The sequence below is a fragment of the Micromonospora sp. WMMD1120 genome (genome assembly GCF_029626235.1).
Taxonomy (GTDB): domain Bacteria; phylum Actinomycetota; class Actinomycetes; order Mycobacteriales; family Micromonosporaceae; genus Micromonospora.
Genome location: NZ_JARUBO010000005.1, coordinates 6,585,891 through 6,612,596, shown reverse-complemented (window position 1 = coordinate 6,612,596; position 26,706 = coordinate 6,585,891). Strand labels below are relative to the sequence as shown.

The 26,706-nt window shown below is 71.4% G+C and carries 18 protein-coding genes; 13 read left to right on the top strand and 5 right to left on the bottom strand.

All coding sequences use genetic code 11. From position 1 onward, the window contains the following. Positions 1–5 precede the first annotated feature (5 nt). A complete protein-coding gene (locus O7634_RS29475) occupies positions 6–1,445 on the top strand; it encodes a glycoside hydrolase family 43 protein (RefSeq protein ID WP_278153400.1) in 1,440 nt (479 codons plus the stop codon). A gap of 14 nt (positions 1,446–1,459) precedes the next feature. After that, entirely contained in the window at positions 1,460–2,989 is a 1,530-nt protein-coding gene (locus O7634_RS29470) for an RICIN domain-containing protein (protein WP_278153399.1), read from the top strand. 410 nt (positions 2,990–3,399) lie between these two features. Here the strand turns inward: O7634_RS29470 and O7634_RS29465 are convergent, their stop codons facing one another. The 3 genes from O7634_RS29465 to O7634_RS29455 all read right to left on the bottom strand — a co-directional run bounded on the left by O7634_RS29465 (position 3,400) and on the right by O7634_RS29455 (position 5,544). Then, positions 3,400–4,263 (bottom strand): serine protease, encoded by an 864-nt coding sequence (locus tag O7634_RS29465; protein WP_278153398.1) that lies wholly within the window; start codon positions 4,261–4,263, stop codon positions 3,400–3,402. Between the two features lie 50 nt (positions 4,264–4,313). Next, entirely contained in the window at positions 4,314–5,312 is a 999-nt protein-coding gene (locus O7634_RS29460; RefSeq protein WP_278153397.1) for a cupin-like domain-containing protein, read from the bottom strand. Positions 5,313–5,376: 64 nt separating this feature from the next. Then, on the bottom strand, positions 5,377–5,544 hold the full coding sequence (locus O7634_RS29455) for a hypothetical protein (RefSeq protein ID WP_278153396.1): 168 nt from the start codon (positions 5,542–5,544) through the stop codon (positions 5,377–5,379). A 1,014-nt stretch (positions 5,545–6,558) separates the two neighbouring features. On the opposite strand from O7634_RS29455, the gene O7634_RS29450 reads away from it, so the two are divergent. From O7634_RS29450 to O7634_RS29405, 10 genes are all read left to right on the top strand, one after another. Then, positions 6,559–7,659 (top strand): amidinotransferase, encoded by a 1,101-nt coding sequence (locus O7634_RS29450; protein WP_278153395.1) that lies wholly within the window; start codon positions 6,559–6,561, stop codon positions 7,657–7,659. Positions 7,660–7,747: 88 nt separating this feature from the next. Further along, a complete protein-coding gene (locus O7634_RS29445) occupies positions 7,748–8,506 on the top strand; it encodes an N-acetyltransferase (RefSeq protein ID WP_278153394.1) in 759 nt (252 codons plus the stop codon). Positions 8,507–8,532: 26 nt separating this feature from the next. Beyond that, entirely contained in the window at positions 8,533–10,350 is a 1,818-nt protein-coding gene (locus O7634_RS29440; protein WP_278153393.1) for a non-ribosomal peptide synthetase, read from the top strand. Next, positions 10,347–11,708, top strand: a complete 1,362-nt coding sequence (locus tag O7634_RS29435) for a condensation domain-containing protein (RefSeq protein WP_278153392.1) — start codon at positions 10,347–10,349, stop codon at positions 11,706–11,708. Before O7634_RS29440 ends, O7634_RS29435 begins: the two co-directional genes overlap by 4 nt. Next, positions 11,705–13,003: a cytochrome P450 gene (locus tag O7634_RS29430; RefSeq protein ID WP_278153391.1), complete on the top strand. Its 1,299-nt coding sequence runs from the start codon at positions 11,705–11,707 to the stop codon at positions 13,001–13,003. Before O7634_RS29435 ends, O7634_RS29430 begins: the two co-directional genes overlap by 4 nt. Further along, positions 13,000–14,598: a condensation domain-containing protein gene (locus tag O7634_RS29425; RefSeq protein ID WP_278153390.1), complete on the top strand. Its 1,599-nt coding sequence runs from the start codon at positions 13,000–13,002 to the stop codon at positions 14,596–14,598. Before O7634_RS29430 ends, O7634_RS29425 begins: the two co-directional genes overlap by 4 nt. After that, positions 14,595–15,899: an MFS transporter gene (locus tag O7634_RS29420; protein WP_278153389.1), complete on the top strand. Its 1,305-nt coding sequence runs from the start codon at positions 14,595–14,597 to the stop codon at positions 15,897–15,899. The genes O7634_RS29425 and O7634_RS29420 overlap by 4 nt, the downstream gene beginning before the upstream one ends. Positions 15,900–15,944: 45 nt before the next feature. Beyond that, a complete protein-coding gene (locus O7634_RS29415) occupies positions 15,945–16,961 on the top strand; it encodes a TauD/TfdA family dioxygenase (protein ID WP_278153388.1) in 1,017 nt (338 codons plus the stop codon). Next, a complete protein-coding gene (locus O7634_RS29410; RefSeq protein WP_278153387.1) occupies positions 16,958–20,956 on the top strand; it encodes an amino acid adenylation domain-containing protein in 3,999 nt (1,332 codons plus the stop codon). Before O7634_RS29415 ends, O7634_RS29410 begins: the two co-directional genes overlap by 4 nt. Continuing rightward, the gene (locus tag O7634_RS29405) at positions 20,940–23,309 is read left to right on the top strand and encodes an amino acid adenylation domain-containing protein (protein ID WP_278153386.1); all 2,370 of its coding nucleotides are present in this window, start codon (positions 20,940–20,942) and stop codon (positions 23,307–23,309) included. The genes O7634_RS29410 and O7634_RS29405 overlap by 17 nt, the downstream gene beginning before the upstream one ends. Before the next feature lie 48 nt (positions 23,310–23,357). Here O7634_RS29405 and O7634_RS29400 read toward each other — a convergent pair whose 3' ends face one another. Then, positions 23,358–24,578 carry a cytochrome P450 gene (locus tag O7634_RS29400; RefSeq protein ID WP_278153385.1) on the bottom strand — a complete coding sequence of 407 codons (1,221 nt, stop codon included), beginning with the start codon at positions 24,576–24,578 and terminating at the stop codon, positions 23,358–23,360. Between the two features lie 315 nt (positions 24,579–24,893). Between O7634_RS29400 and O7634_RS29395 the strand changes: the two genes are divergently transcribed. Beyond that, positions 24,894–25,829 carry an oxidoreductase gene (locus O7634_RS29395; protein WP_278153384.1) on the top strand — a complete coding sequence of 312 codons (936 nt, stop codon included), beginning with the start codon at positions 24,894–24,896 and terminating at the stop codon, positions 25,827–25,829. A 109-nt stretch (positions 25,830–25,938) separates the two neighbouring features. Here the strand turns inward: O7634_RS29395 and O7634_RS29390 are convergent, their stop codons facing one another. Next, a complete protein-coding gene (locus O7634_RS29390) occupies positions 25,939–26,649 on the bottom strand; it encodes a hypothetical protein (RefSeq protein WP_278153383.1) in 711 nt (236 codons plus the stop codon). Between the last annotated feature and the right edge of the window lie 57 nt (positions 26,650–26,706).

Below are 26,706 nucleotides of genomic sequence, written 5' to 3'. Positions count from 1 at the left end.
CACCGATGTCGAGAGTCCCCGCCCGGCTCTGCGCGGTGCTGGTCGCCGCGCTGCTGCTGTTCACCACCTGGTCGGCCGCGACGCCGAAGGAGGCCGCCGCGCTCGACCCGACCGTCGGCTACCTGATGGCGCACTTCACCGGCGAGTCGTCCACCAACCAGCAGATCTACCTGGCCCACAGCACCGACGGCCTCCGCTGGACCGACCTCAACAACGGCGGGCTGGTGCTGCGCTCCGGCATCGGCACCCGGGGCGTCCGCGACCCCGCCCTGGTCCGCTCGCCCGCCGGCGACCGCTACTGGATCATCGCCACGGACCTGTGCATCGGCTGCGGCCAGGACTGGTCGACCGCGATCAACAACGGCAGTCGCAACCTCGTCGTGTGGGAGTCCACCGACCTGGTCAACTGGTCCTCTCCGTGGCTGCTCAACGTGGCGGGCGCCATCCCGGACGGGCGCAACGCCTGGGCGCCGGAGGCGATCTGGAACCCGGCCACCGGTGACTTCGTCCTCTACTGGGCGACGAACGTCCCGCTCAACGGGGCGACCAAGCACCGCGTCTACCACGCGCGGACGACGGACTTCCGCAGCGTCACCACGCCGCAGGTCTACATCAACCGGTCCGGCAATCAGGAGATCATCGACACCCAGATCGTCGAGGTGCCGGCCGGCGTCGGCGCCTACCGGTACGTACGGGCGTCCCGGGACGCCCAGATCACCATCGAGGGCAGCAACTCCATCCTCGGCACCTGGACGACCCTCGGGAACCTCTCCGGCATCGGCCTCACCGGCGCGCAGGTCGAGGGCCCGATGTGGATGCCGTTCAACGCCCGCAACGAGTGGGTCCTCTACCTCGACCAGTACGCCAGCGGCCGTGGCTACCTGCCCGTGCTGACCACCAACCCGTCGAGCCCGGGCAGCTACCGGCTGCCGTCGTCGGGCTCGTACGACCTGGGTGGCACGAAGAAACGGCACGGCTCGATCCTCAACCTGACGGCGGCCGAGCAGAGCCGGGTGCTCGCCCGGTGGCCGAACACCACCGTCAACCGGATCCAGTCGTACAACTTCCCGGACCGGTACGTCCGGCACTACGACTACGACGCCCGCATCGACCCGAACGTCAGCCCGGCCCAGGACGGGCAGTGGCGGCTCGTGCCCGGCCTGGCCGGCTCCGGCACCGTCTCCATCCAGTCGGTCAACTACCCCGGCTACTACCTGCGGCACTACGGGTTCGACTTCCGGCTGGAAGCCAACGACGGCTCCACCACCTTCGCCGCCGACGCCACCTTCCGGCGGGTCGCCGGGCTGGCCGACTCCTCGGGGACGTCGTTCCAGTCCTACAGCCACCCGGACCGCCACATCCGGCACTACGGCTACCTGCTCCGGCTCGACCCGATCAACGACGCCCAGAGCCGCGCCGACGCCACCTTCCGGGTGACCGGCTGATGATTGGACAACTCATGATCCGTAGCACGTCGCCCGCCCGATCCGCGGCACGCTCGCGGCGGCATCCCCGGTCGCCGCGGCGGACGCTCGTCGCCCTGCTGGCCGGGGTGACCGCGATGGTCGGTGGCATCGTCGTCACCCCGTCGCCGGCCACCGCCGCGACCAACCAGTTCCGCGGCATGAACTGGGCGGTGCTGGGTGACAACTTCAGCACCGGTCCGCTCGTCGTGCAGGGGCTGAGCCCGTCCGACAGCAACGCGACGGTACGGGCCAAGGCCAACGCCCTCTACGACGACATGGCGTCCACGATGGGGGTCAACACCGTCCGGCTGCCCATCAACACCCACACGGTGGGGACGGCGTGGTGGGAGGCGTACCGAGGCGCGATCGACGCCGCCACCGCCCGGGGATTCAAGGTCATCCTGGCCTACTGGGAGGACGGCGCCGCCTCCGGCGGTCGGATCACGAACCTCGCCGCGTGGAACGCGATGTGGTCGACGGTGACCAACGCGTACGGCGGCAACGCCAACGTCTACTTCGAGCCGATGAACGAGCCGCACGGTTACAGCTCCGCGGAGTGGCGCACCGTGGCGGCCAACTGGCTCAGCTACCACTACTCGGCGCCGCCCGGCCGGGTGCTCATCGGCGGCACCGGCTTCAGCCAGGACCTGCGCGACATCTGCAACGACAGTCGCTTCGCCTCGACGCTGCTCTCCTTCCACCACTACGCCTTCTTCTACGGCGCGATGACCTACGACGCCTTCCGCAGCCACATCCAGACCCGGCTCGGCAACTGCGCCTCCCGCGCCGTCGCGACCGAGTTCGGCGCGCCCATGAACGACGGCCGCAACTACGCCGACGCGGGCAGCACCGACAACTTCGTCCGCCACATCCGCGCCACGGCGCAGGTGATGCGGGACAACCAGATGGGTGGCACCTACTGGCCCGCCCTCGGTGGCAAGCCGGGCACCATCGGGTACGACTGGTACTCGATGTTCTCGCTCAGCGGCAGCGGCACCGCCCTCGACCTGACCATCCGCAACGCCTCCGGCGCGGACCGCATCCGGTACGCGTGGGGCGACACCGTCGGCGGCGGCGACCCCACGACGCCGCCGCCGACGACGGGAACCTTCTACCGGATCACGGCGCGGCACAGCGGCAAGGCGATGGACGTCCAGCAGCCGAACACCGACAACGGCGCGCGGGTCGGCCAGTACACCTACGCCGGCAGCGCCTGGCAGCAGTGGCAGTTCCAGGACGCCGGCAGCGGCTACTGGCGTGTCGTCAGCCGGCACAGCGGCAGGTGCCTGGACGTGACGAGCGCCTCGACCGCCGACGGCGCCGACCTCATCCAGTACACCTGTGGCAGCGGGGCGAACCAGCAGTTCCAGATGGTCGCCAACGGCAGTTACTTCGCGCTGCGCGCCCGGCACAGCGGTAAGTGCGTGGACGTGCCGGCCGCCGCCACCGCCGACGGCGTGGTCCTCAAGCAGTACACGTGCAACGGCGGCACCAACCAGCAGTGGTCGCGTACGACAGTCTGACGCGATGATCAGGAGTCGCTGTCGTCGGGGATCACCTTCGGAGGCCCGGATGTACCACCGCATCGTCGCGGCGAAGGTTCGCGCGGTCTTCGCGGAGATCAACAAGGGCAACTACGAGCCGATGCTGGCGTCGCTCGCGCCCGGGTTCAGCTACCGCTTCTACGGTTCCCATGCCCTCTCCGGCGAGCGGCGCACGGTCGCGGCGATGCGGCTGTGGTGGGAGCGGGTGTTCCGCCTGATCCCGGACGCCCGCTTCGAGGTCGACGAGGTCATCGTGGCCGGTGGCCCGTGGTTCACGCGGCGCCGATCACCGACGACGACGCCGGGCACGGGTCCGTCACGTCGTGACGGGCGCACCGAAACGCCCCGACCACCCGATGGGTGGCCGGGGCGGACCGGTGGGTCGACGGTCAGCCGGCGAGCTGCGCCGCCGACGGTGGCACCTGACCGGTCGCGATCACCCGGTGGATCCACGGCCGGTAGTAGTGCAGGCTGGTGAAGACGATCGGGTTCTCGCCACAGTAGGTGGCGGCGCCCCGACTGGTGAGGCCGACGACCGTCCAGAAACCGGGGACGACCTGCCGTAGCGCGGGCCCGCCACTGTCGGCGAGGCAGATCCCGGACGTGCCGCCGGGACTGTCGACGCAGATCTCGCCCGCGCTGAGTCCGGCCGCGGCGCAGCGGCTGTCGGGCATCATCGTCGAGTCCAGCTCCTGCAACCTGACCGGGTACGGGCCGCTCGCGTCCGGCTGCACCGAACCCCAGCCGAGGAGCCGGGCGACGCTGCCCGACTCGCCCGCCGGGAAGATGAGGAACGGCGCCCGCGGCACCGGCCTCGCCAACCGCAGCAGGGCGATGTCGGCGATCCGGCCGTTCGCGCCCTGGAACCAGTCCCAGTCGGCGTGCGGCAGCACCCGGGTCACCGTGGCGAGGGTGCCGCCGCTGGTCCGGTCGAGCGAGCCGATCCGTAACTGGAGCACGCCCGGGTCCAGCACGGAAAGGTCCTGCCTGGTGACGCAGTGCGCGGCGGTGACGGCGTACGACGGGTGCACCAGGACCGCGCCACAGGCGTGGTTGACGGTGTTGTCCGCCTGCCTGACCTGCAACGAGGCCATCCCCGGATAGGGCTTGGTGGCGTCGCTCCCGCCGACGATGGTGGTGCTGACGTCACCCGGCTCGGTCGCGGTCGCCGCGTGGGCCGGCGCCGCGCCGCCGAGCAGCGCGAGGAGCGCCGCCGCCGCCGTGACTGTTCGTGTGGTTCTGACGTGTCGCAACGTAGACCTTTCTCTTGTTCTGCCTGGTGGGCGTCGGGGTGGTGCGGGAGTCAGGTGGTCGGGTCGTTGTCGCGGTTGAAGTTCCCGAACCGCACGAGGTCGTACAGCCGCTTGCCGGTGGACGCCGGGCTGAAGAAGAACCGCGTCTCCTCCCGGCGGCCGAGAACGCCGTGCCGGAGAAAGTCGGCGACTGTGGCCCGCCAGTACGCCGGACCCAGCCGCACCAGCAGGCGCAGGTAGTCACCGGCCTGCAACGACGGGCCGAACCAGTGGTTGATGGACACCGACGCGGTCCGGGAGCGGATGTCGTGCCACGTGCCACTGGGCATGTAGAGGATGTCGCCGGGGCGGACCGTGCCGGCGTAGACGGTGGCCTGCCGCAGACGGGGGAACTGGCCGAGGTCGACCGCCGCCAGATCGACCCGGCTGTTGACCAGGTTGTCCGGGAAGGGATAGACCGCCGTGGTGTCCGACCACGGCACCAGGAAGATGCTCTTCTCGCCGACGACCTGGCAGAACAGGTTGTCCTTGAGGTCCGAGTGCAGCATCGAGCGGGTGCCGGCCGAGCCGATCCAGACCCGGGTGTCGGTGTCGTCGCCGTAGCCGCTCGTGTACTGGCGGAAGTCGTAGTCCTCGTCCGGGAACAGGTCCCCGACCCGGGTGTAGGCCAGGTAGCACGGCGACGCCGCAGTCGCGACCTGCATCCGGTCGACGAACTGCGCGAAGGGCATGCTCTGCTCGTAGTTCTTCTGGTCGGTGGGGAAGAGCACGCCGTTGGCGGGCAGGTCCATCAGCGCGGTGACCTGCCGGTCGCCGTGATCGGACCGGAGCCGGGGGAGTGTCCACGCCGAGCGGGCCGGCCAGTCGTCCGCCAACCCGCGGAACAGCGCCGGCCCGCGGCGCTGCCGGAGCGCCTGCTCCAGATCCGCGGGGGTGGCGTCGACGACCTCCGGCACGGCCTGGATTCGCAGGCCGGCGGCGCGCAGGCGCTCGGGTAGTTCGTCGAGGTCGGTCGAGGGGCCGTCACCGAGGCTTGAGTCGAGTGTCATGGTGTCACTTCCTCTGCGGGGTTCCGGCCGGCCACCCGCCGTGGGGGCGCTCACCCGGAGGCGGTCATCCGGCTGCCGTCGGCGCGGGAGAGCCGCCCGGCACCCGGCCGGTGCCGCCGGGCCCGGTGCGGTCCGGTGGGCGCGCGGCCGGCGGCGTGGTCGGCGTGGTGGCGGCGGCGAGCACCGCCGGGACGGCGACGGCGCCACCGAGGGTGCCTCCCAGTATCGCCACGGAGCAATGTTTGCCGTTGGTGCTCCGCGCCGTCAAGGGGCGCTCCCGCTACAAAAAAACTAATACCGACAGAGCGTGTTGGTGACCGTCTCCGCGCCGTGGGAGGCGACACATTCCGACCCTTTATTCCGCCGTCGTCACCGTCTGCGACTGCGCTGGGATGAGTGCGCGCGGGTAACGGGCAGCGCTGTGTGACCGTACATTAACGATGGTTTTCCCGGCAATTGCCGGGCTCTCATTCGCCGGTCGCGGCTCGGCGCGGGACGTCGGGTGGTGTTGCCGGATCGGCGCCGGGGTGGCCTGCCGCGTCCGGGGCGAAGGCCGGGTGTCGCGCTGCCCGTGTGGTCGGCCGCGTCGCCCGCTCGCCGATCGACAGCGCCGCGGGCTCGTGACGGGCCGACCCAACCGTTGCTCCGGGCAACGTCACGGCGCGTAGTTTTTGGCGCATCTCTCCTGGTCAGGGCGACAAAATGGGCCATCGGGGAGCGGCATCGTTGAAGATCAGTGAAGCGTGGGTTAGCATCGGCGTCGGTCGGTTTACTCATCCGACAATAACGGGGTTGAACAATTGATGCAGAGCATCCACCGGTCCATATCCAAAAATGTGATGGCGACGCCGGAAACCCTCGCCCCCTCGTGCCGGGCAGGGTTCGTGGCGCATTCTTGTTTCGACATTCCGGTCCGTCGCGGGGGCGCCGAGTGGGCGTCCGTCCCGCCGCCCGCCGCCGGCGCGAGGAGGCGACGGGCCTCCGCGCGCGGCACTCCGTCGAGCGTCCCGAACTGAGCTGGCCCGAGCGTTCCGAGCAGCCGACGGGGCCGGGGTCGACGCTCGCCACCACCTCGACGACAGCACCCTCGCCGTGCTGACGACCGTGCGGCGCGCCGGCAGCCGAGCCGGTCCGCTTCGTTCACCTCAACTTCCTTGATGTGCCGACGATCGGCGCCCCCGCAGCGAGGATGCTGCTGTCCATGGGCAGGGATCGATAACCGACCAACCACCAGCGAAGGCGGGTCATGTTCCTAGAAGAGGCGGTCATCTCGCCGGAGGTGACCAACAGTCCGGTCCGCTCGTACACCGAATGGGATCCACTGGAGGAGGTCGTCGTCGGCATCGTCGACGACGCGACGTTCCCGCCCTGGCACCCCGCGCTGGAGCCGGTCATCCCGGCCGGCCAGCACGAGACGTTCCGACGCGAGCAGGGGCGGCCGTTCCCGCCCGAGATCGTCAGGGCCGCGAAGCGGGAGCTCGACGAGTTCGTCAGCCTGCTGGAGGCCGAGGGCGTCACGGTGCGCCGGCCGGAGCCGATCCCGCAGCGCCGCGAGTACTCGACCGGCGCCTGGACGAGCACCGGGATGTACGCGGCCATGCCGCGTGACGCGCTGCTGGTGGTGGGCGAGGAGATCATCGAGTGCCCGATGGCGTGGCGGTCGCGCTACTACGAGAGCCTGGCCTACCGCCCGCTGCTGAAGGAATACTTCCACGGTGGCGCCCGGTGGAGCGCTGGTCCGAAGCCGGAGCTGCTCGACGAGCTCTACGACCTGGAATGGTCGGAACCCGCCCCGGGTGACCCGACCCGGTTGGTGGTGACCGAGTTCGAGCCCACATTCGACGCGGCGGACTTCATGCGCTTCGGCCGCGACATCGTCGGGCAGAAGAGCAACGTCACGAACGAGTTCGGCGTCGCCTGGCTGGCCCGCCACCTCGGCGACCAGTACCGGGTACGGCTGCTCGAGTTCGACGACGACCACCCGATGCACATCGACGCGACCATCACCCCGCTCGCGCCCGGCAAGCTGCTGGTCAACCCGGAGCGGGTGACGAAGGTCCCGCAGATGTTCAAGGCCTGGGACCTGCTGCCCGCGCCGACGCCGGCGCTGCCGGACTCCCACCCGCTCTACATGACGAGCAAGTGGATCAACATGAACCTGTTCTCGATCGACGAGAACCGCGTCGTCGTCGAGGCCCAGGACGAGCCGATGATCGCGGCGCTGCGGAGCTGGGGTTTCACCCCGATTCCCTGCAACTTCCGCAACTTCAACAGCTTCGGCGGCTCGTTCCACTGCGCCACCCTGGACGTCCGTCGCTCGGGCGCCCTCCAGTCCTACCTGGACTGACCGGACCAGACACCGAGAGAGAGACGATGGCCCACGCGCAACCGCTCGATCACGCCGCCGACTGCCAGAGTCGTCAGTTGGTGGCGTCGTGATCGAGGGCATCGAGATCACCACGCTCACCGAACGGCCCCACCTCGCGCAGAAGGTGGACACGCTCGACGGCGGCTGGCCGGAGTTCATGCGGCACGACCAGGTCGGGCAGGGCTTCTACCTGGACGCGGCCGAGCACTACACCGACTACACGGTGATCGCCACGCCGGCCGACAGCCCCGACGAGGTGATCGCGCGGGGTTACTCGGTGCCGATCGGGCTCGCCGAGGAGCCGCCGGCCGGGCTGCCCGACACCGGCTGGGACGCGGCGATCATCCTGGGCCGCATCGCCCGTTTCGCCGGCTACGGCGGCGACGCGCTCTGCGGCCTGGAGGTCAACATCCGCCCCGACATGCGCAGCTCCGGACTGGGCGCCGAGATCCTGCGCCGGTTCCACGCCATCGCCCGCGCCAAGGGGATGCGTCACTTCGTCGCCCCGGTACGGCCGCCCGGCAAGACGGCGGTCCCGGAGATGACGCTCGCCGAGTACGTGGCCCGGCTGACACCCGAGGGCCTGCCGGCGGACCCGCTGCTGCGCGCGCACGCCAGGCTCGGCGCGTCGATCGTCGGTATCGCCCCGGCGTCGATGGTCGTGGTCGGCTCGCTCGCCCAGTGGCGACGCTGGACGGGGTTGCCGTTCGACACCGACGGCCCGGTCATCGTTCCCGGCGCGATGGTGCCGGTGCACTGCGATCTCACCCACGACTCGGCCGCGTACGTCGAACCCAACGTCTGGGTGCACCAGCCACTGTCCTGACCCCTTCTCCCGCGGAGGCGACTTCGATGCCCGACGCTGTGCACGCCGACCTGTCGGACAGCCTCGTCCACGAGGCGATAGCCGCGCGCGCGGCGGCGACGCCCGACGCCCTGGCGGTCAGGTCACGGCGGCGCTGGTTGACCCATCGGCAACTCGACGAGCTGGTGCGCAACACGCAGCGCGCGTTGACCGCGGTCGCCGTGCCGGGCGACCGCCCGTCCGTCGTCGTCGTCACGTCCCGCAGCGAGTGGGCGGTGGTGGCGATGCTCGGGGTGTGGCGTGCCGGCGGCGTGTACGTGCCGCTGAACGAGGCGATCTCGGAGCAACGCCTGCGCACCATCCTGGAGCAGGTGCGGCCCGGCGCCATCCTGACCGACAGTCGCAACGCCGCGAGCCTGCGCGCGGCGTGGCCCGACTGCCCGGTGCTCGACGTCGAACAGGCCGCCGCCGACCGGTCCGAGCCCGCGAGCGCCGCGACGCCGGGTCGGCCGGCGCCGCACGACCTCGCCTGTCTCGTCTACACCAGCGGGTCGAGCGGCCAACCCAAGGGCGTCATGATCGAGCACGCGTCGCTCTACAACCTCGTCGCCGCCGTCGCGTCTCCCTACGCCCCGGGCCCGGAGCACCACGCCCTGCACTTCGGCGCGCTGGGTTGGGATTCGAGCATCGAGGAGATGATCCTTCCGCTGTTCTGCGGCACACCGTTGACGATCTGCACCGACGAGGCCGACTACGGGGTTCCGCACTTCCTGCGCGAACTCGCCGAGCAGTCGATCTCGCACCTCTACCTGCCCACCGCGTACTGGCGGGAGCTGTGCCTGGAGTTCCGGGGCGGCTCGGAGCGGCTGCCGGGCTGCGTACGGAGCGTGCTGATCGGCGGGGAGCGGGCGTCGGCGGACGACCTGGCGGTGTGGCGCGACGCGGTGCCCGCCGAGGTGGACCTGTGGAACTGCTACGGCCTGACCGAGACCTGTGTGACCTCGACGATCTACCGCGACGACCGGAGTGTGCCGGCGGACCGGTTCCCGTCGATGCCCCTGGGTGGCCCGTGTCCGACGGTGACCACGCAGGTGCTCGACGACGAGCTGCGGCCGGTCCCCACGGGGTCGGTGGGTGAGCTGGTCATCGGCGGTCCCGGGGTGGGCGCCGGCTACTGGAACGACCCGGACGGCACCGCCGCGGCGTTCATACCGGACCGGTCCGGGGCCCGGCGGTACCGCACCGGGGACCTCGGCATGGTCGACGAGGCCGGGCGGCTGCACTTCGTGGGACGCGTCGACCGCCAGGTCAAGATCAATGGCTTCCGGGTCAACCCCAGCGAGATCGAGGGCGTCCTCACCGCGCACCCGGCCGTCCATCGGGCCTGTGTCGTGTCCCGGCGGGAGGCCTCGGGTCACGCCGGCCTCGTCGCCTTCCTGGAGCTGGCCGATGCTTCGTACGACGTCGAGCAGGTCAGGGAGCATCTGGCCGGGCGGGTTCCCGCGTTCATGATGCCGGCGAGCGTCGTCGTCCTCGACGCGATGCCACTGCTCTCCTCGGGCAAGATCGACGTGGACGCCCTGACGACCCGTGCCGCGGCCGCCGGTGGCGTCGTCACCGGCGAGCCCGCCGACGACGGGCACGCGGCCGAGATGACCAAGATCTGGTGCCAGGCCCTCGGGATCGACGAGTGCGGGCCGAACGCCGACCTCCTCGAACTCGGCGGCAACTCGCTGTCCGGCATGCGGATAGCCGCCCGGGTGAGCGAGCACTTCGGGGTCACCATCCGGTTCCGGGACGTGCTGGAGAACCGCACCCCGGCCGCCCTGGTCCAGTACGTCGAACGCCTGCGGAGCACGTCATGAGCCCCGCCCAGCGACGGATGCCGCTGTCGTTCGGGCAACGACGGTTGTGGCTCGCGGAGCAGGTCGCGCCGAGCCTCGCGTACAGCACCCCGTTGTTGCTGCGGTGGCGTGGCGCGATGCGGGCGGACGTGCTGCGGGCGTGCCTGGACGCCGTGGTCGAGCGGCACGAGGTGTTGCGCACGACGTTCGTGACCGACCGCGGGGTGCCGACGCAGGTGGTGAACGAGCCGAGCGGCGTCGACCTAACGGTGGTGGACTGCAGTGGCGCCGGCGCCGGCGCTGTCGACCAGGCCGTCCGGGCGGAGCTGGAGCGCCCGTTCGATCTGGTCCGGGGGCCGTTGTTCCGTGCTCGGCTGATCCTGGAGGCCGACGACAGCGGCCTGTTGCTCCTCAACGCGCACCACATCGTGACGGACGGCTGGTCCGGCATGGTGCTCCAGGACGAGCTGGTGGCGTTGTACCCGGCGCTGGCGGCGGGAGATCCGCCACCGCTGGGCGCGTTGCCCATGCAGTACGCGGACTTCGCGGTCCGGCAGCGCGAGTCGCTGACCCAGGAGCGACGGTCGGAGCTGGAGGGCTACTGGCGCGAGCGGCTGTCCGGGGCGCCGGCCTACCTGACGTTGCCGTACGACAGGGATCCGTCGGGCGTGGCGTCCCGCGACGGCAGCACGTTCGGCTTCTCCCTCGACCGCACGGTGCTGGACGGCGTACGGGCGGTGGCGCGGGAACAGAACGCCACGGTGTTCATGGTGCTGCTGGCGGCGTACAAGGTGCTGTTGTCGAGGGAGACCGGTGCGACGGACATCGTGGTGACGACGTCGGTCGCCGATCGCAGCGAGCCGGGTGTGGACGGGCTGATCGGCTTCTTCGTCAACAACCTGGTGCTGCGGACGGAGTTGAGCGGCGGGCCGGGCTTCCGGGCGGTCGTGCGGCGGGTGCGGCGGACCGTGCTCGACGCGCAGGACCACCAGGACCTGCCCTTCGACATGTTGCTGTCGGCGGTGCGGCCTCCGCGCCGGCCGCACCAGACGGCATTCCTCCAGACGGCCTTCGTCCACCAACCCGAGTCGATCTTCGAATACCGCATCGGGGACCTCGCGGTACGGCCGGTGGCGCCGCCGCAGACCGCCGCGCCGCTCGACCTGACGTTCTCCGTCTTCGAGGACGACGGTCTCGAGATTCAGATCAACTATCGGGTCGAGCTGTTCACCCCGGCCACGATCAGGCGCCTGAGCGAGCAGTTCACGGCCACCATCGACGCCGGTGTGACGCGAGACGAGGGGATCGAGGCGCCGGGGGTCGAGCCCGGCCGGGCCGGCGACGGTGACGCGGCGCTCTCCGGGACGGGGCGAGGATGACCAACGAGGTCGCCGGCGAGACGCGTACCGGACGTCCGCCGCTGGAGTTCGGCTCGGGGCCACTCGCGGACATCGACCTGACCCGACCCGAGGTCCATGCCGAGCGTGACCTGGGCGAGGTGTGGGGCCTGCTGCGGGAGGAGCAGCCGGTGGCCTGGCACCCCACCGCCGATGGTGGTTTCTGGGTGGTCAGCAGCTACGCCGCGGCGGTCGAGGTCTACCGCAACAGCGACGTCTACACGTCCGCGCGCGGCAACGTCCTGGCCACGCTCCTGACCGGTGGCGACCCGGCCGGGGGCAAGATGCTGCCGGTCTCCGACGGCCCCCGGCACCAGCAGATCAGGCGGGTGCTGCTGCGCGCGCTGACCCCTCGCGCCCTGGCCGGCCTGGCCGAGCAGGTACGCGGCGCCACACTGCGCCTGGTGCGCGAGGCGGTGCGGCGCGGGGACTGCGACCTGGGTCACGAGGTGGCGCCGCACATCCCGCTCGCGGTGATCTGCGACCTGCTCATGGTTCCCGAGCAGGACCGCGAGTTGCTGCTCACGCAGAGCAAGCTGGCGCTCGCCTCCGAGGGGCCGGGCGGCACCGAGATCGAGGCGCGGCTGGCGCGCAACGAGATCCTGCTCTACTTCGCCAGGTTGGCCCGATCGCGGCGGGACACCCCGGGCGACGACATCCTCGGCCTGTTGATCCAGATGACGAGGTCGCCCATCGCGCTGACCGACCAGGAGTTGCTCTACAACGCCTACAGCCTGCTGCTCGGCGGGGACGAGACGACCCGGCTGTCGATGATCGGGACGGTGCACGCCCTGACCCGGTGGCCCGACGAGTGGGCCCGGCTGCGCGCCGGCGAGGTGTCGGTCGAGACCGCTGTCGAGGAGTTCCTGCGCTGGACCACTCCCACGTTGCACGCCGGGCGGGTCGCCACGGAGGACACCGTCCTCGGCGGCCGGCGCATCGGCCGGGACGACATCGTCACCGTCTGGAACTCCTCGGCCAACTTCGACCCTCGGCAGTTCGACGAGCCCACCCGGTTGCGGCTCTCCCGCGCCCCCAACCGCCACCTGACGTTCGCGATCGGCCCTCACTTCTGTCTGGGCGCCCAGCTGGCACGGATCGAGCTGGGCGCGCTGGTCGCCGCCCTGGTGCGGACGACCGACGCGATGGAGCTGATCGGCGAGCCGAAGCGGCTCTACTCCAATTTTCTGAGCGGCTTCAACAGGCTGCCGGTGCGGTTCACGGCGGCGCGGGACACCCGGCCGCCCCATCCGGCTGAGGAGGGTGAGGTGCGATGAGCACGCCGACGGACACCGGGAAGACGTTGAACGCCGTCGAGTCGGTGATGGCCGAGATCTGGGAGTCGGTGCTGCACGTCAGTGACGTGGGGCCGGACGACGACTTCTTCGCGCTCGGCGGTGACTCGTTGCTCGCCATCGAGATCATCTCGGCGGCCGAGCAGCGCGGGCTGCCGTTGAAACTCGTCGACCTGTTCCAACGACCTGACCTGCGCGGCTCCTGCCGCAACCTGACGGCGGACGTCGGCGGCGACGCCGCGCCGACAGCGGCCCTGCTCGACCAGGCCGATCGGGAGCAACTCCCCGCCGGGGTGAGCGCTGCCTACCCGATGACGCGGCTACAGCTCGGGCTGATCTACGAGAACGCGGCCAGCGGAGGCGCTCTCTACGTCGACGTGGTCTCCCGCGAGGTCCTGCTGCGCCTCGACGTCGAGGTGCTCCGCCAGGCGCTGGACGAGGTGGTGCGCCGCCACCCGATCCTGCGCACCCGGTTCGACCTGGACGGCTACAGCGAGCCGTTGCAGCTCGTCGAGGAGCAGGCGACCGTCGAGCTGGAGTTGGACGACCTCCGTGGGCTGCCCGACGAGGAGGTGGCGGCCCGTCGTGCCGCGACGATGGAGAAGCTCGCCCGCCCCTTCGACCTCGACGGTGTTCCGCTGCTCCGCGCCCACGCCGCGCCGACCGGGCCGGAACGCTTCCGCCTCACGTACGCGTTCCACCACGCGATCCTCGACGGGTGGAGCGAGTCCGTCCTGGCGCTTGAGCTGATCAAGACCTACCGGGCGCTGCTGCGGGGCGAGCGGATCGAGCTGGCGTCGCCGGCACCGTTCTCCGAGTTCGTCCGGCTGGAGCGCGAGGCGCTCGCCGACGAGGGGCAGCGGCAGTTCTTCGCCCGGTTCCGGGAGGGGCCGCCCGGCGCGCGGCGGCAGACCCGCCGGGCCGCTCCGCCGGTACCCCACAAGGTCTCCCTGCTCGCGCCCCGGCCCGTGGTCGACGCTCTGGCCGAGCGCTCGACGGCGTGGGGCCTGCCGATCAAGAGCCTGGTGGTGGCGGCCTACTACACCGCGGTCGAGGCCGCGTTCGGAACCGCGCAGGTGGCCGGGTTGTCGATGAGCGGACGGCCCGAGCAACCGGGAGCGGACCTGACTCTCGGGCTGTTCCTCAACCACCTGCCGGTGCGCCTGACCTCGACCGGGGCCACCTGGCGGGACCTCGCGCGGCAGGCGTTCGAGGCGGAGCGCGAACTGTTGCCCCAACGGCGGTTCCCGTACTCCGAGGTCATCGAGTTGCTCGGCCGGCGACCCTTCGACGTGGCGCTGAACTTCGTGAACTTCCACAACATCGACGAGCTGCTCGCCGAGGGGCTCATCGAGGCGGAGGAGGACTGGCGGGACAGCACCAGCGTGCCGATCCGCGTCGAGGGCATCTACGCTCCCCGCGCCTTCGGGCTCCAGCTCGACGTGACCGTCGACACCGTGCGGCATCCGCGGCGGCGGGCCACCGAGCTGGCCGAGTGGATGGTCGGCGCGCTCGACCGGCTGGTGCACCACCCGGACGAGCGGGCGACGCCGATCGAGGGAGATCGCGCACGATGACCGGGAGCGGCACGGCCACACCGTCGCGGCCGTCGCTCTGGCGACGTCGTGGCTATGCCACCTACGTCGGCTCGCAGGCCGTGGCGCAGACCGGCTTCCAGGTCAGCATGGTCGCCATCCCGCTCACCGCCGTGCTCGTGCTGGACGCCTCACCCGTCCAACTGGGTCTGCTCGTCGCGGCCGAGCGGGTGCCGTTCCTGCTCTTCGCCCTGATGGCGGGCGTCCTCGTCGACCGCTGGTCCCGCCGGCGGCTGCTGATTGTCGCCTCCGTCCTGCGCGCGCCGCTCGTGCTGACCATCCCGATCGCGGCCGCGCTGGACTGGATGACGGTGACGCAGCTCTACGTGGTGGCGTTCCTGCTCGGCACGTTGACCGTCCTGTCCGACGTGGCCGCGCTGTCGATCATGCCCGCGTTGGTGCCCCGCGAGCAGTTGACCGAGGCGAACGCCAAGCTCGAAGCGACGCGCGCCGGCAGCGAGGTGGTGGGGCCCAGCCTGGGTGGGGCGCTGGTCCAGCTCATCACGGCGCCCTACGCCCTGGTCGTGGACGCGCTGTCGTTTCTCGTCTCCGGGGCCATGCTGTCCGGGCTGCCGAAGGACGGGAGCGGACAGGAGACCACAGAGGGCGGGACGCGGTCCGCCTGGCAGGAGATCAAGGAGGGTGTCGCCTTCGTCTGGCGGTCGGACGTGCTGCGGTGGAACGCCGGGGTCGCCGCCCTCACCAACCTCTGCGTCTACGCGTTCCTGGCGATCCAGTACCTCTACATCGTCGACGACCTGCGGCTGGGCGCCGTGTTCGTCGGTGTGCTGCTGAGCCTGGGCGGCGTCGGCGGGGTGCTGGGGTCACTCGCCGCCGACTGGATATCGAACCGCACCGGCATCGGCGGTGGCTTCCTCGCCGGCAGCGTCACGATGGCGGCCGGCGTCCTCCTGGTGGGGGTGGCGCCGGCCGGGATGGGGCTCGGTCTGGTCCTGGCCGGCGGCGGTTACCTGCTGTTCGTGAGCGGCATCCCGATCTTCAACGTGGCGGCGGTGACCATCCGGCAGGCGGTGACCCCCGCCCCGCTGCTCGGCCGTACGAACGCCACGATGCGCTTCCTGATCTGGGGCGCCATCCCGCTGGGATCGCTGATCGGCGGGGTCGCCGCCGAGGCGACGAGCTCGCGGGCTGTCGTCCTGCTCTCGGGCGCCGCGCTGCTGGTACCGACCATCCTGCTGGCGCTGTCCCCGATCCGCGGTCTGCGCATCACCGAGGACCAGGACCAACCCGACGACGACCACGCACTGCACACAGAACGCTGAAGGAGACGACCAATGGGAGCTTCGACTCCAGCGCAGGGACGCTCGGTGCGGTCCATCCGCCGCCGGAGCGTCGAACCCGGCGCCGACGGCCTGGTCCGCATCACGAGTGCGGACCGGCCCGGCGCGCCCGTCGTCATCGAGGCCCGGGCGGCCGGCCTCGACCTGGCCGCATGGCTGCGGGAGAGCCAGGAGACCGTCGACGGTCACCTGCTCGCCGCCGGAGCGGTGATCTTCCGGAGGTTCCAGGTCGCCACGGCGGCCGACTTCGCCAACGTGGCGGGGCAGGGCGGCGACGAGCGGCTGCTCGACTACCTGTACGGGTCCACCCCGCGCACCAAGGAGTCGAAGGGCGTCTACACCTCCAGCGAGTACCCGCCGGAGGCGACGATCCCGCAGCACAACGAGATGGCCTACGCCCGCGACTGGCCGCTGCGACTGTGGTTCTTCTGCCAGCTCAACGCCACCAGTGGCGGGGAGACGCCGCTGGCGGACAGCCGACGGGTGCTGGCCCGCATCCCGTCCGCGGTGCGCGAGCGGTTCGAGCGCGCCGGGATCATGTACGTGCGCAACTACGGCGGCGGCGTCGACCTGCCGTGGCAGCAGGTGTTCGAGACCGACGACCGGGCGACGGTGGAGCGGTTCTGCGCCACCAACGAGATCGACCTGGAGTGGCTGCCGAACGGCGGCCTGCGTACCCGGCAGGTCTGCCAGGTGGTCGCCGAGCATCCCCGTACCCACGAGGTGGCCTGGTTCAACCAGGCCCACCTCTTCCACACCTCCAGCCTGCCCGCCGCCGTCCGGGAGGACCTGCTGGCCTCCTTCGCCCCCGACCAGCTCCCGCGCAACGCCCTGTACGGCGACGGCAGCGTGATCGAGGACGAGGCGTTCACCGAGATCCGGGCCGCGTTCGCGGCGGAGACCGTGGCGACCCCGTGGCAGACCGGTGACGTGATGCTCGTGGACAACATGCTGATGAGCCATGGCCGGAACCCGTACCAGGGTCCCCGGAAGGTGCTCGTCGCCATGTCCGGCGCGTGGAGCGCCCTGGAGGGGGCCCGATGACCAGCACGGAAGCGGCCACGGAACTGTTTCCGCTGTCGCCGCAGCAGCGGCACGCCTGGCTCACCCAGGTCGTGCGGACCGGCGCGGGCGACCGCTGCCCGTCGATCCGGGGCGAGATCACCGTTCGCGGCCGGCTCGACCGGGACCGCCTGCGCGCGGCGGTGGAGGCCCTGGTCGAGCGGTACGAGATCCTGCGCACCGACTACCAGCGGGTCGCCGGCCTCGACGTGCCGCTGCAACGGATCCGGGCGGCGGCCCCGGTCGCCGTCGAGGAGGTCACCGAGGACGACTGGCGCGCGCGTGCCGCGGAGCCGATGGACAGCGCCGGTCCGCCGCTGCGGGTCGGGCTCGTCAACCGGGACGACGGGCGGCACACCATCCTCCTGCGGCTGCCGACCCTGAACGCCGACGCGGAGAGCGTCGCGCTGCTCGCCGAGCGCCTGGCCGGGCTCTATCGCGGCGCGGCACCGTCCGACGAGGAGCCGTTGCAGTACGCCGACCTGGCGGAGTGGTTCAACCAGCAGCTCGGTGACGCGGACGCCGAGGCCAGGCGGCACTGGCAGTCGCTCACCGACATTCTCGGCGAGCTGCCGTGGCTGCCGTTCCAGCACCCGCGCGCCGACCGCGCGTCCCGGCCCGCCGGCCAGGACGCGGTGGCGGTGCCGCTGCCCGACGGCCTGCGCGAGACTGTCGGGCGCGACGGCCGTACGCTGCGCGGGCTGTTGCTCGCGGCCTGGGCGGCGCTGCTCGGTCGGTACGTGCCCGGCCGACCGCTGGTGGTGCTGACGTCGCGGTCCGGGCGGCAGGAGGACGGCCTGGCGGACGCGATCGGCCCGCTGGCCAGGTTCGCGCCGGTACGCCTCGACGACGACCCGTCGGGGTCCCTGCGGTCGCTGGTCGGCCACGTCACGGCCCGGGACGACGCGGCCGAGGAGTTGCAGTACGCGATCTCGCCCGAGGTCTGGTTCGCCGACGACGCCACCGCGCAGGAGCGGACGTTGATCGGCTTCAGCCACCGGGTACGGCCACCGGCCGTCGCCGCCGACGGGGTCGAGTTCGTGCTGAGCCGTGTCGACGGCGTGCTGGAGACCGATCTCGAACTGGCTGTCGAGCAGGACGACGCGGCACCGCGGGCGGTGCTGCGCTACCGGACGGACAGCTTCGACAGGGCCGACGTGGCCGACCTCGCCAGCGGTCTCGCGTCGGTGCTGCGGACCTGGATGTCCGCCCCGGAGACGCCCGTCGAGGAGGTGCCCCTGCTCCCCGCGGGCCAGCCGAAGGTCACCGCCGCCCCGCCGCCCGCCGACACCGCGCCGATCCCGGTGCACGAACGGTTCGCCCGGCACGCGCGCGCGCAACCGTCGAGCATCGCGGTGGTCGACAGCCGGGGCCGGCACAGCTACGGCGCGCTGCACGCGACCGCCCGGACGCTCGCCGACGAGCTGGTCGCCCGCGGCGCCGGACCGGGCCGCCCGGTCGGTGTCCTCTTCGGACGCCGCACGGAGGCCCTGGCCGCGATGCTTGCGGTGCTGGAGACCGGTGCGGCGTACGTGCCGCTGGACCCGACGGTGCCATCCGAGCGCCTGCGGCTGATGCTCGACGACAGCGGTGTCGAGATCATCGTGACCGAGCCCGAGCACGCCTCCCTGACCGGGTCCCTGCGCGCGGCGCCGATCGTCGTCGACGAGGTGCGAGACGGCGACGCCCCGGTGGCGACCCGGGACGCCGGACCCGACCCCGCCGGCCTGGCCTACGTGCTGTACACGTCGGGAACGACGGGCCGGCCGAAGGGCGTGCTGGTGGGGCACCGGCAGCTCGCCGGTTACGTCGACGCGATCACCGAGCGTCTCGACCTGCCGCCCGGCCTCCGGTACGCCCACGTGTCGAGCCTCAGCGCGGACCTGGGATACACGGCCCTCTTCGCGGCGTTGTGCACCGGCGGGACGCTGCACCTGGTGGACGACGACGTGCTGCGCAGCGGTGACGAGCTGGCGGACTACCTCCAGCGCGAGGCGGTCGACGTCGTCAAGATCACCCCGTCGCACCTGACGGCGCTGCTGCAGTCGACCGCGACGCCCGCCGGCCTGATCCCCAGGCGGACCCTCGTCATCGGTGGCGAGCTGCTGCGCCGCGACCTGGCCGCCCGGCTCGGCGAACTGGCCGACGGCTGCGAGATCGTCAACCACTACGGCCCGACCGAGACGACCGTGGGCGCCACCGCGTACCGGGTCCGGCTGGCGGAGCTGGACCCGAGGTCGGGCTCGGTGCCGATCGGCAGCCCGCTGGGCGCGGCGACCGTCCAGGTCGTGGACCGGGCGTTGGGCGAGGTTCCGCACTGGGTGCCCGGCGAGCTGGTGATCGGCGGACCGGGCGTCGCGGCGGGCTACCTCGGCCTGCCGGACCTCACCGCCGAGCGGTTCATCCCGGACCCGCTGTCGCCGGAGCACGGCGCTCGCCGCTACCGGACGGGCGACCTGGTGCGCAGGCTGCCCAACGGCGACCTCGAATTCGTCGGGCGCGACGACGACCAGGTGAAGATCGCCGGCTACCGGGTCGAGTTGCGCGAGATCGAGTCGGTGGTGCGCACGCATCCGGACGTGAAGGACTGCGTCGCGGTGGTGACTCCCGACGACGCCGGACAGCAGCGGTTGATCGCGTTCGTCGCCGGCGCCGGCGACCTGCACGACAGCGAGCTGCACCAGTTCGCCGCGGCGCGCCTGCCGCAGCACATGCGGCCGGCGGCCTTCGTCGCCCTCGACGCGTTCCCGTTGAGCGGCAACGGCAAGCTGGACCGGTCGGCCCTGGTCCGGGCCGCCGCCGACGTCCGGCAACTCGGCCAGCGCGGCGAGACCCCACCCCGGGACGGCACCGAACTGCTGCTCTCCCACCTCTGGACGCGGTCCCTGGGCAGGACCGTCGGTGTCACCGAGGACTTCTTCGAGGTCGGCGGGAACTCGCTGAAGGCGATCCGCCTCATCGCTGACATCCGCAAGGCGACCGGCGTCAAACTGCCCGTGTCGGCGATGGTCAACGCCAGCTCGATCGAGGCGATGGCCCGACTGCTGCGGGCCGAGGGGCGGGAGCGCCAGTTCCGCTCCGCCGTGCCGCTACAGGGCGCCGGGTCGCTGGCGCCGTTCTTCTGCGTCCACGCCGGTGGTGGTGGCGTGCTGAGCTACCTGCCGTTGGCGCGTGCCGCCGGGACCGACCGCCCGTTCATCGGCCTCCAGTCGCCGGGGCTCTACCCCGGCGGCAGCAGCCCTACCGAACTGACCGAGATGGCCGCCGGGTACGTGCGGGAGATCAAGGCCCACCAGCCGCGGGGGCCGTACTGGATCGGTGGCTGGTGCCTCGGCGGGATCATCGCGCACGAGGTCGCGCGGCAGTTGCGGCTCGCCGGCGACGAGGTGGCGCAGCTCGTCCTCTTCGACAGTGACGCGCCGGTCGACGCCCAGCTCGACGAACTCGTCGCGGACGAGACGCCGGACGCCGACCCGCACGCCGACGTCAGCGACGTCGAACTTATCCAGCGCTTCGCCTGGCACTACCAACTGGACATCCCCGCCGGTGAACTCGAGTCGCTGGACGCGGAGGCCCGACTGGACCACCTGGTCCGGCTGGTACGCGCCAGGGACCTGCTGCCCGCCGACGCGGGCCAGGCCGAGCTGCGGCAGATGCTCACCGTCTACCGGACGAACGTCAGCGCGGCCATGAGGTACATCCGGGACGCGCGCCCGCCGAGCACACCCTCGGCGGACCACCCGGTCACGCTCTTCCTGGCGATGGACGAGGCGGTACGGGACAACCCGGGCGAGACGCTGGGCTGGGACCAGATCTACGGGGCGGGGATTCGGGTCGAGCAGGTGCCCGGCGACCACCACACGATGATGGCGCCGCCGCAGGTGGGTGTCCTCGCGCAACGGCTCGCGGCCGTGCTGGCCGAGACGGAGACCGACGGTGGATCGACGGGGGAGCGCTCCGGTGACAGTTCCGACTAGAACCCCACCCGGCGAGGGGACCCCGGACCCGGTCACCCGGGAGCCGTCGGAGGCGCTTGTCGCGGCCCGGGTCGCCCAGCTCACCGGCGCTCCGACGGTGCTCGAACTCCCGTCCGACCTGACCCGTCCCGCCACCCGGGACCACGCCGGAGCACGGCTGGCGTTCGCCCTGTCCGACCCCGCCGCGTCCGCCTGCGCCCGGTTGGCGGCGGACCGCGCGGTCAGTCGTACGACGGTCCTGCTGGCGGCGTGGAGCCTGGTGCTCGCCCGGCGCGCCGGGGTGCGGGATCTCCTCCTCGGCCACACCCTCGCCGACGGGCGTGTGGTTCCGGTCCGCTGCGCGCTGGCGGAGGGGACGTCCGTCCGCGCGTACCTCGGCGGGATCGCGTCCGAGCTGGCCGCGGCCGAGACCGCCGGTGTGCCGGTGGACGAGCTGCGGGCCCGGCTGGACGTACCCGACGACCCCCGGCGGGCCGCGTTGCTCCAGTTCGTGGTCGACGCGCGGGCCGAGGACGGGCCGGAACGGTTCTCCGCCGGGCCGGTCGAGGTGGTCGACCACGACAGCCACCCCACCGGTGATTTCCCGCTCGACGCCGCGCTGGTCCTGCGGCGCTGGGGACCCCGGGCGGAGCTGGCGCTGGAGTACGCGACAGCCGCGCTCCTGCCCGCGGAGGCCGGCGCCCTGGCGGACTCGCTCGACGCCACGCTCGTCGAACTCCTCGACTCGGTGAACGAGCCCCTGGATGCGGTGCGGACCATCTCGCGCACGCAACGCGCGCGGATCGCGGCCGTCCGCAACGGGCCGCTCTCCGACTCGTCCGACGACGTGTGGCGGATGGTGGCGGCGGTCGCCCTGCGCCACGGCGACACCGAGGCCGTGGACGGCCCGGAACTGACCCGGCCGCTGAGCTACGCGGACCTGGTGTCCGCCGTGGAGCGCCTGGCGGCCAGGTTGGCGCAGGCCGGCGTCGGTCCGGGCGTCAACGTGCTCATCGCCCACTCCCGGTCGGCCCGGGAACTGGTGTCGGTCCTGGCCGTCCTGCGCTGCGGCGGCACGTACGTGGCCTTCGACAACGAGGCGCCCGACGATCGGCTCCGACGGATGTTCTCCGCGGTGGATCCCCGTGCGATCGTCGGCGATCCGACCCTGGTGGACCGGGTCGGCCGGCTGTGCCCCTCGCCGTGCGCCACGGTGATCGCGCCGGACCCGCTCGCATCCGACGACGTGGGCCGCACGGTGCCTCCGCTGCCGCCGGTGGATCCGGACCGGCCGGCCTACATCACGTTCACGTCGGGCTCCACCGGCACCCCCAAGGCCGTCCGGATACCCCACCGGGCCGTGGTCCGGCTCGTCCGCGATCCCTCCCATGTGCGCTGCGGTCCGGGCGAGCGGATGCTCCGGTTCGCGCCGTTGGCGTTCGACGCCTCGACGCTGGAGCTGTTCGCGCCGCTGGCCAACGGAGGCGCCGTCGAGGTGATTCCGCACGAGCTGCCGTCGTCGAGCGAACTGGCGACGTTCATCGAGGAGCGGGGCGTCACAGTGCTCTGGCTGACCGCCGGCTTGTTCCGGTTGATGGTCGACCTCGCCCCGCACGCCTTCGCCGGTGTCCGGCAGGTGTTGACCGGAGGCGACGTGGTGCCGCCCGAGCAGGCGCGGCGGCTGCTGGAGCGTTTCCCCGGTATCCGCGTGACCTGCGGCTACGGGCCGACCGAGAACACGACGTTCAGTACGGTCCACCACCTCGACGATCCGGACGCGGTGCAGTCACCGCTGCCGATCGGACGGGCCATCGCCGGCACCGGCCTGCTGATCCTGGACCAGGCGGGCGGCGAGGTGCCACCGGGCGGGATCGGCGAGCTGTACGTGACCGGGGCGGGCCTGGCCATCGACTACCTGGGCGCGCCGGAGCAGACCCGGGCCGCGTTCGGGTTGCCCGCCCCGGACACCGGTGAGCGCATGTACCGGACCGGCGACCTGGTGCGCCTGGACGCCCAGGGCGTGCTGCGCTTCCTGGGCCGGACGGATCACCAGGTCAAGGTCCGCGGCTACCGGATCGAGACCGAGGAGATCGTGGCCCGGCTGCTGGAGCACCCCTCGGTGCGCGACGCCGTGGTGGTGGCGGTGGGTGACGGCGCGTCGTCCCGGCGGCTCCTGGCCGGCGTGGTCGCCGACAGCGAGCCGCGACTGGAGGTCACGCTTCGCGCGCACCTCGCCCGCTCCCTGCCGAGGTACGCGGTGCCCGCGCTCTGGGCGTTCGTGGAGCGGATCCCGCTGACGGCGAACGGCAAGGTCGACGCCGGTGAGCTGGAACGCGTCGCGGAGCGGCTGCTGGCGGAGCGGAGGCGACGGTGAGCAACGCCCGCTGAGGACCGACGCCTGTCGGTCCTCAGCGGGTACGCGTCACCAGGTGACCGGCAGTTCGGCGAGCCCGAGGGTCACCGTGTTGGGTCGCAGCGGCATCTCGCTGACGGAGCGGGCCAGTTTCAAATCGGGGAAGCGGCGGGACAGTTCCACCAGGGCGATCCGGAGTTCGGAGCGGGCCAGCGGTTGGCCGATGCACTGGTGCACGCCGAAACCGAAGGCGAGGTGCTGGTGCAGCTGCTCGCGGTCCGGATCGAACCCGGCGCTGTCCGGGAAGAGTTCGGGGTCGCGGTTGGCGAGCGAGATCATCGCCAGCACCCCCTCGCCGGCCTTGATCTTCTGGCCGCCGATCTCCATGTCCTCCATCGCGACCCGCGGGATGCCCCCGCGTACCACTGTCAGGTAGCGGAGCAGCTCCTCGACGATCGCCGGCGCCCGCTCCGGGGTCTCCCGCAGCGCCGCGTAGTGCTCAGGGTGCTCGAGCAGCTTCAGGATGGACAGGCCGATCATGTTCGCGCTGGTCTCGTGGCCCGCGATCAGCACCATCATGCCCAGGCCCATGGCCTCCTGCGGGGTGATGTTGCCGGGCCCGATCTGCTCGGTCAGCAGGCGACTGATCAGGTCGTCGCCGGGGTTGACGAACTTCTGCTCGATCACCTTGACCATCAGGGCGGTGAGCCCCTCGCCGACCGCGTTGATCTCGTCCTCGGTCGAGGCGCGGTCCATGTAGGCCAGGCTGAGCTTCTGGAAGTAGTCGTGCTCCTCGTAGGGCACTCCGAGCAGGTGGCAGATCGTCATCGACGGCACCGGCAGGGCGAACGACCTGATCATGTCGGCGGGTGCCCCGGTCGCCTCGATGTCGTCGAGGCACTCGATCACGCTCTGCTCGATCAGGGGCTCGACCCGCTTGACGTTACGCAGCATGAACTCCGGCAACAGCATCTTGCGCAGCCGGACGTGGTCGATGCCGTCCATGTAGATGAAGGCGCCCGCGGCCTGTTCGGGCGTCGGCGGAACCGGGTTGATGAGCGGAAAGCCGGGCGTCCAGGGGCTGGAACTCATCGTCGGCGCCGCCCGCAGCACGGCGCGGACGTCGGCGTGCCGGGTGACCAACCAGGCCCAGCCGCCCAGCGGCAGGCGCACCCGGGTCACCGGCGCGTCCAGGCGGGCCAGGTCGTCCTCTCCGACCGGCACGAACGGTTGGGACGGTGGGCTCACGAATGGGAAGGCCGGAAGTTCGGCGACGTCGACATCGGCCATGACAACACCTCGTCAATGCTTCGGGTGAACTGGCGCTGTCACGCTACAAAGATTTCGTCCGCCCGGTGACCCGGCGGAACCGATTGGCAGGTTGATGTCGCAGGGGGAGGTTGCCCGATCAGGTCGAGACGACGGGCTGGTCCGGCCGCGGACTGCCAGATCACCGATGGTGGTCCGGTGGTGTCCCAATGAGCCGATGTAACGGCGGAACGCCCGAACTGACAGTTGGCAACAAGCTGACGATGCCTTTCGATGACGGTCATTGTCGATCGAGTCGACTTGACGCCCAATCCCGCCGTTGAAATAGTCGCCGCTATGTCGAGTCGAGGTTGGACGTCGGATGAGATCCCTCCCCTGCGGCAGCGGGTTTTCGTGGTCACCGGGGCCAGTAGCGGTCTCGGGCTCGCCACGACCCGTGCGGTGGCGGCGCACGGCGGCCGCGTCGTCATGGCCGTCCGGGACGAGGCGAAGGGTCGTCGGGCCGCCTCCGAGGTCCTGGCGAGCGTGCCGGATGCCCAACTCGACGTGGAGACGGTCGACCTCGCCGACGTCGATTCGGTACGTCGGTTCGCCCAGCGCCTGCACGATGGTCACGAGCGGGTCGACGTTCTGATCAACAACGCGGGCACGATGGCTCCGCCCCGGACGCTGACCGCCACCGGGCACGAGGTCCAGTTCGCCGCCAACCACCTCGGCCACTTCGCGCTCACCGGCCTGCTGCTCGATCTGCTGACGAAGGCCGACGACCCACGGGTCGTCACGATCAGCTCGCTCAACCACCGTCAGGCGACGATGCGCTTCGACGATCTGACCGGGGAACGCGGCTACGCGCCGATGGCCTTCTACAACATGTCGAAGTTGGCCAACGCCATCTTCGGCTACGAGTTGCACCGGCGGCTGACCGACGCGGGCAGCCCGGTCCGCAGCGTCCTGGCCCATCCCGGCTATACGGCCACCAACCTGCAGTTCGCCGCCACCACCGGGCTGTGGAAGTTCCTCCTCGGCCGGCTCGGGAACCCGCTGCTCGCCCAACCGGTGGAGAGCGGCGCTTGGTCCCAGCTCTATGCGGCGACCGATCCGGCCGTCCGGGGCGGAGACTTCGTCGGCCCGGACGGCCGGAACGAGATGCGCGGTCACCCCACGTTGGTGCAGCCCTCCGCGGCCGCGACCGACGCGGAGAACGGTCGCCGTCTCTGGGAGATCTCCGAGAAGGCGACGGGAGTGCACTACGTCTTCCCGGCCGCGGTGTGAGCACACCGGGCCACCCCGCGCCACGCACCGCGGCGCGGGACCCCCGCCACGCTGCGGGAATCCCTGCCAGCCCTGACCCGACGCGGCGGCCCAGGTCGGGAGCGCGGGTCTAGGCGACGCCGAGTCGGGCCGCCCGCACCCCGGCCTGGAAGCGGGAATTCGCCTCGAAGCCGCGCATGATCTCCGCGACGTGCCGACGGTACGTGCGGACGGAGATGCCCAGCCGTCGTGCCGCCACCTCGTCCTTGGTGCCGGCGCCGAGATTGGCCAGGACCGAGCGGGCGGGCTCCTCGTTGAGCTTGTCGTTCATGCTCAGCAGTTCGGTCAGCGGAACGCCGTAGCTCCAGGTGAAGCCGAACATGGACCGCAGCACCTGGACCAGCGACACCACCGAGACCAGCAGGGCGTGCGCCGGTTCGCCCGGGCGTTGCGGTGTGCCCAGAGCGGCGTGCTGCCCGTCGACGATGAGCAGGCTCTGGTCCGGCAGTTCCCGCGTCCGGTAGCCGAACTGGCCGCCGCGGGTCAGCTCGACCGCGACCTCGGTGCTGGCGATCTGGGACGGCACCAGGGCTCGCACGTCGACACCGCGCTGGTGAGCCTCCTGAAGCAGCGGGATCATGCGGGACCGGCGGTCGGTGGACATGGTGCGCACGGACAGCACGCACAGCACCTCACGTCGCGCCGCGGTGATCAGATCCCCGGCGGCCGTGTCGAAGAAGGTCTCGTCGCCCGGCAGATGGCGTACCTGCCGGCTTTCCCGGCGGTGGCTGGACATGGCCTTCTCGATGAGTTCCTGCGCCTGGAGCAGGGTGACATCCACGTCGTATTCGATTTCCTGAAGCCCGGCGGAAGGCGGGCGGCCATTCGTGTCCGGTAA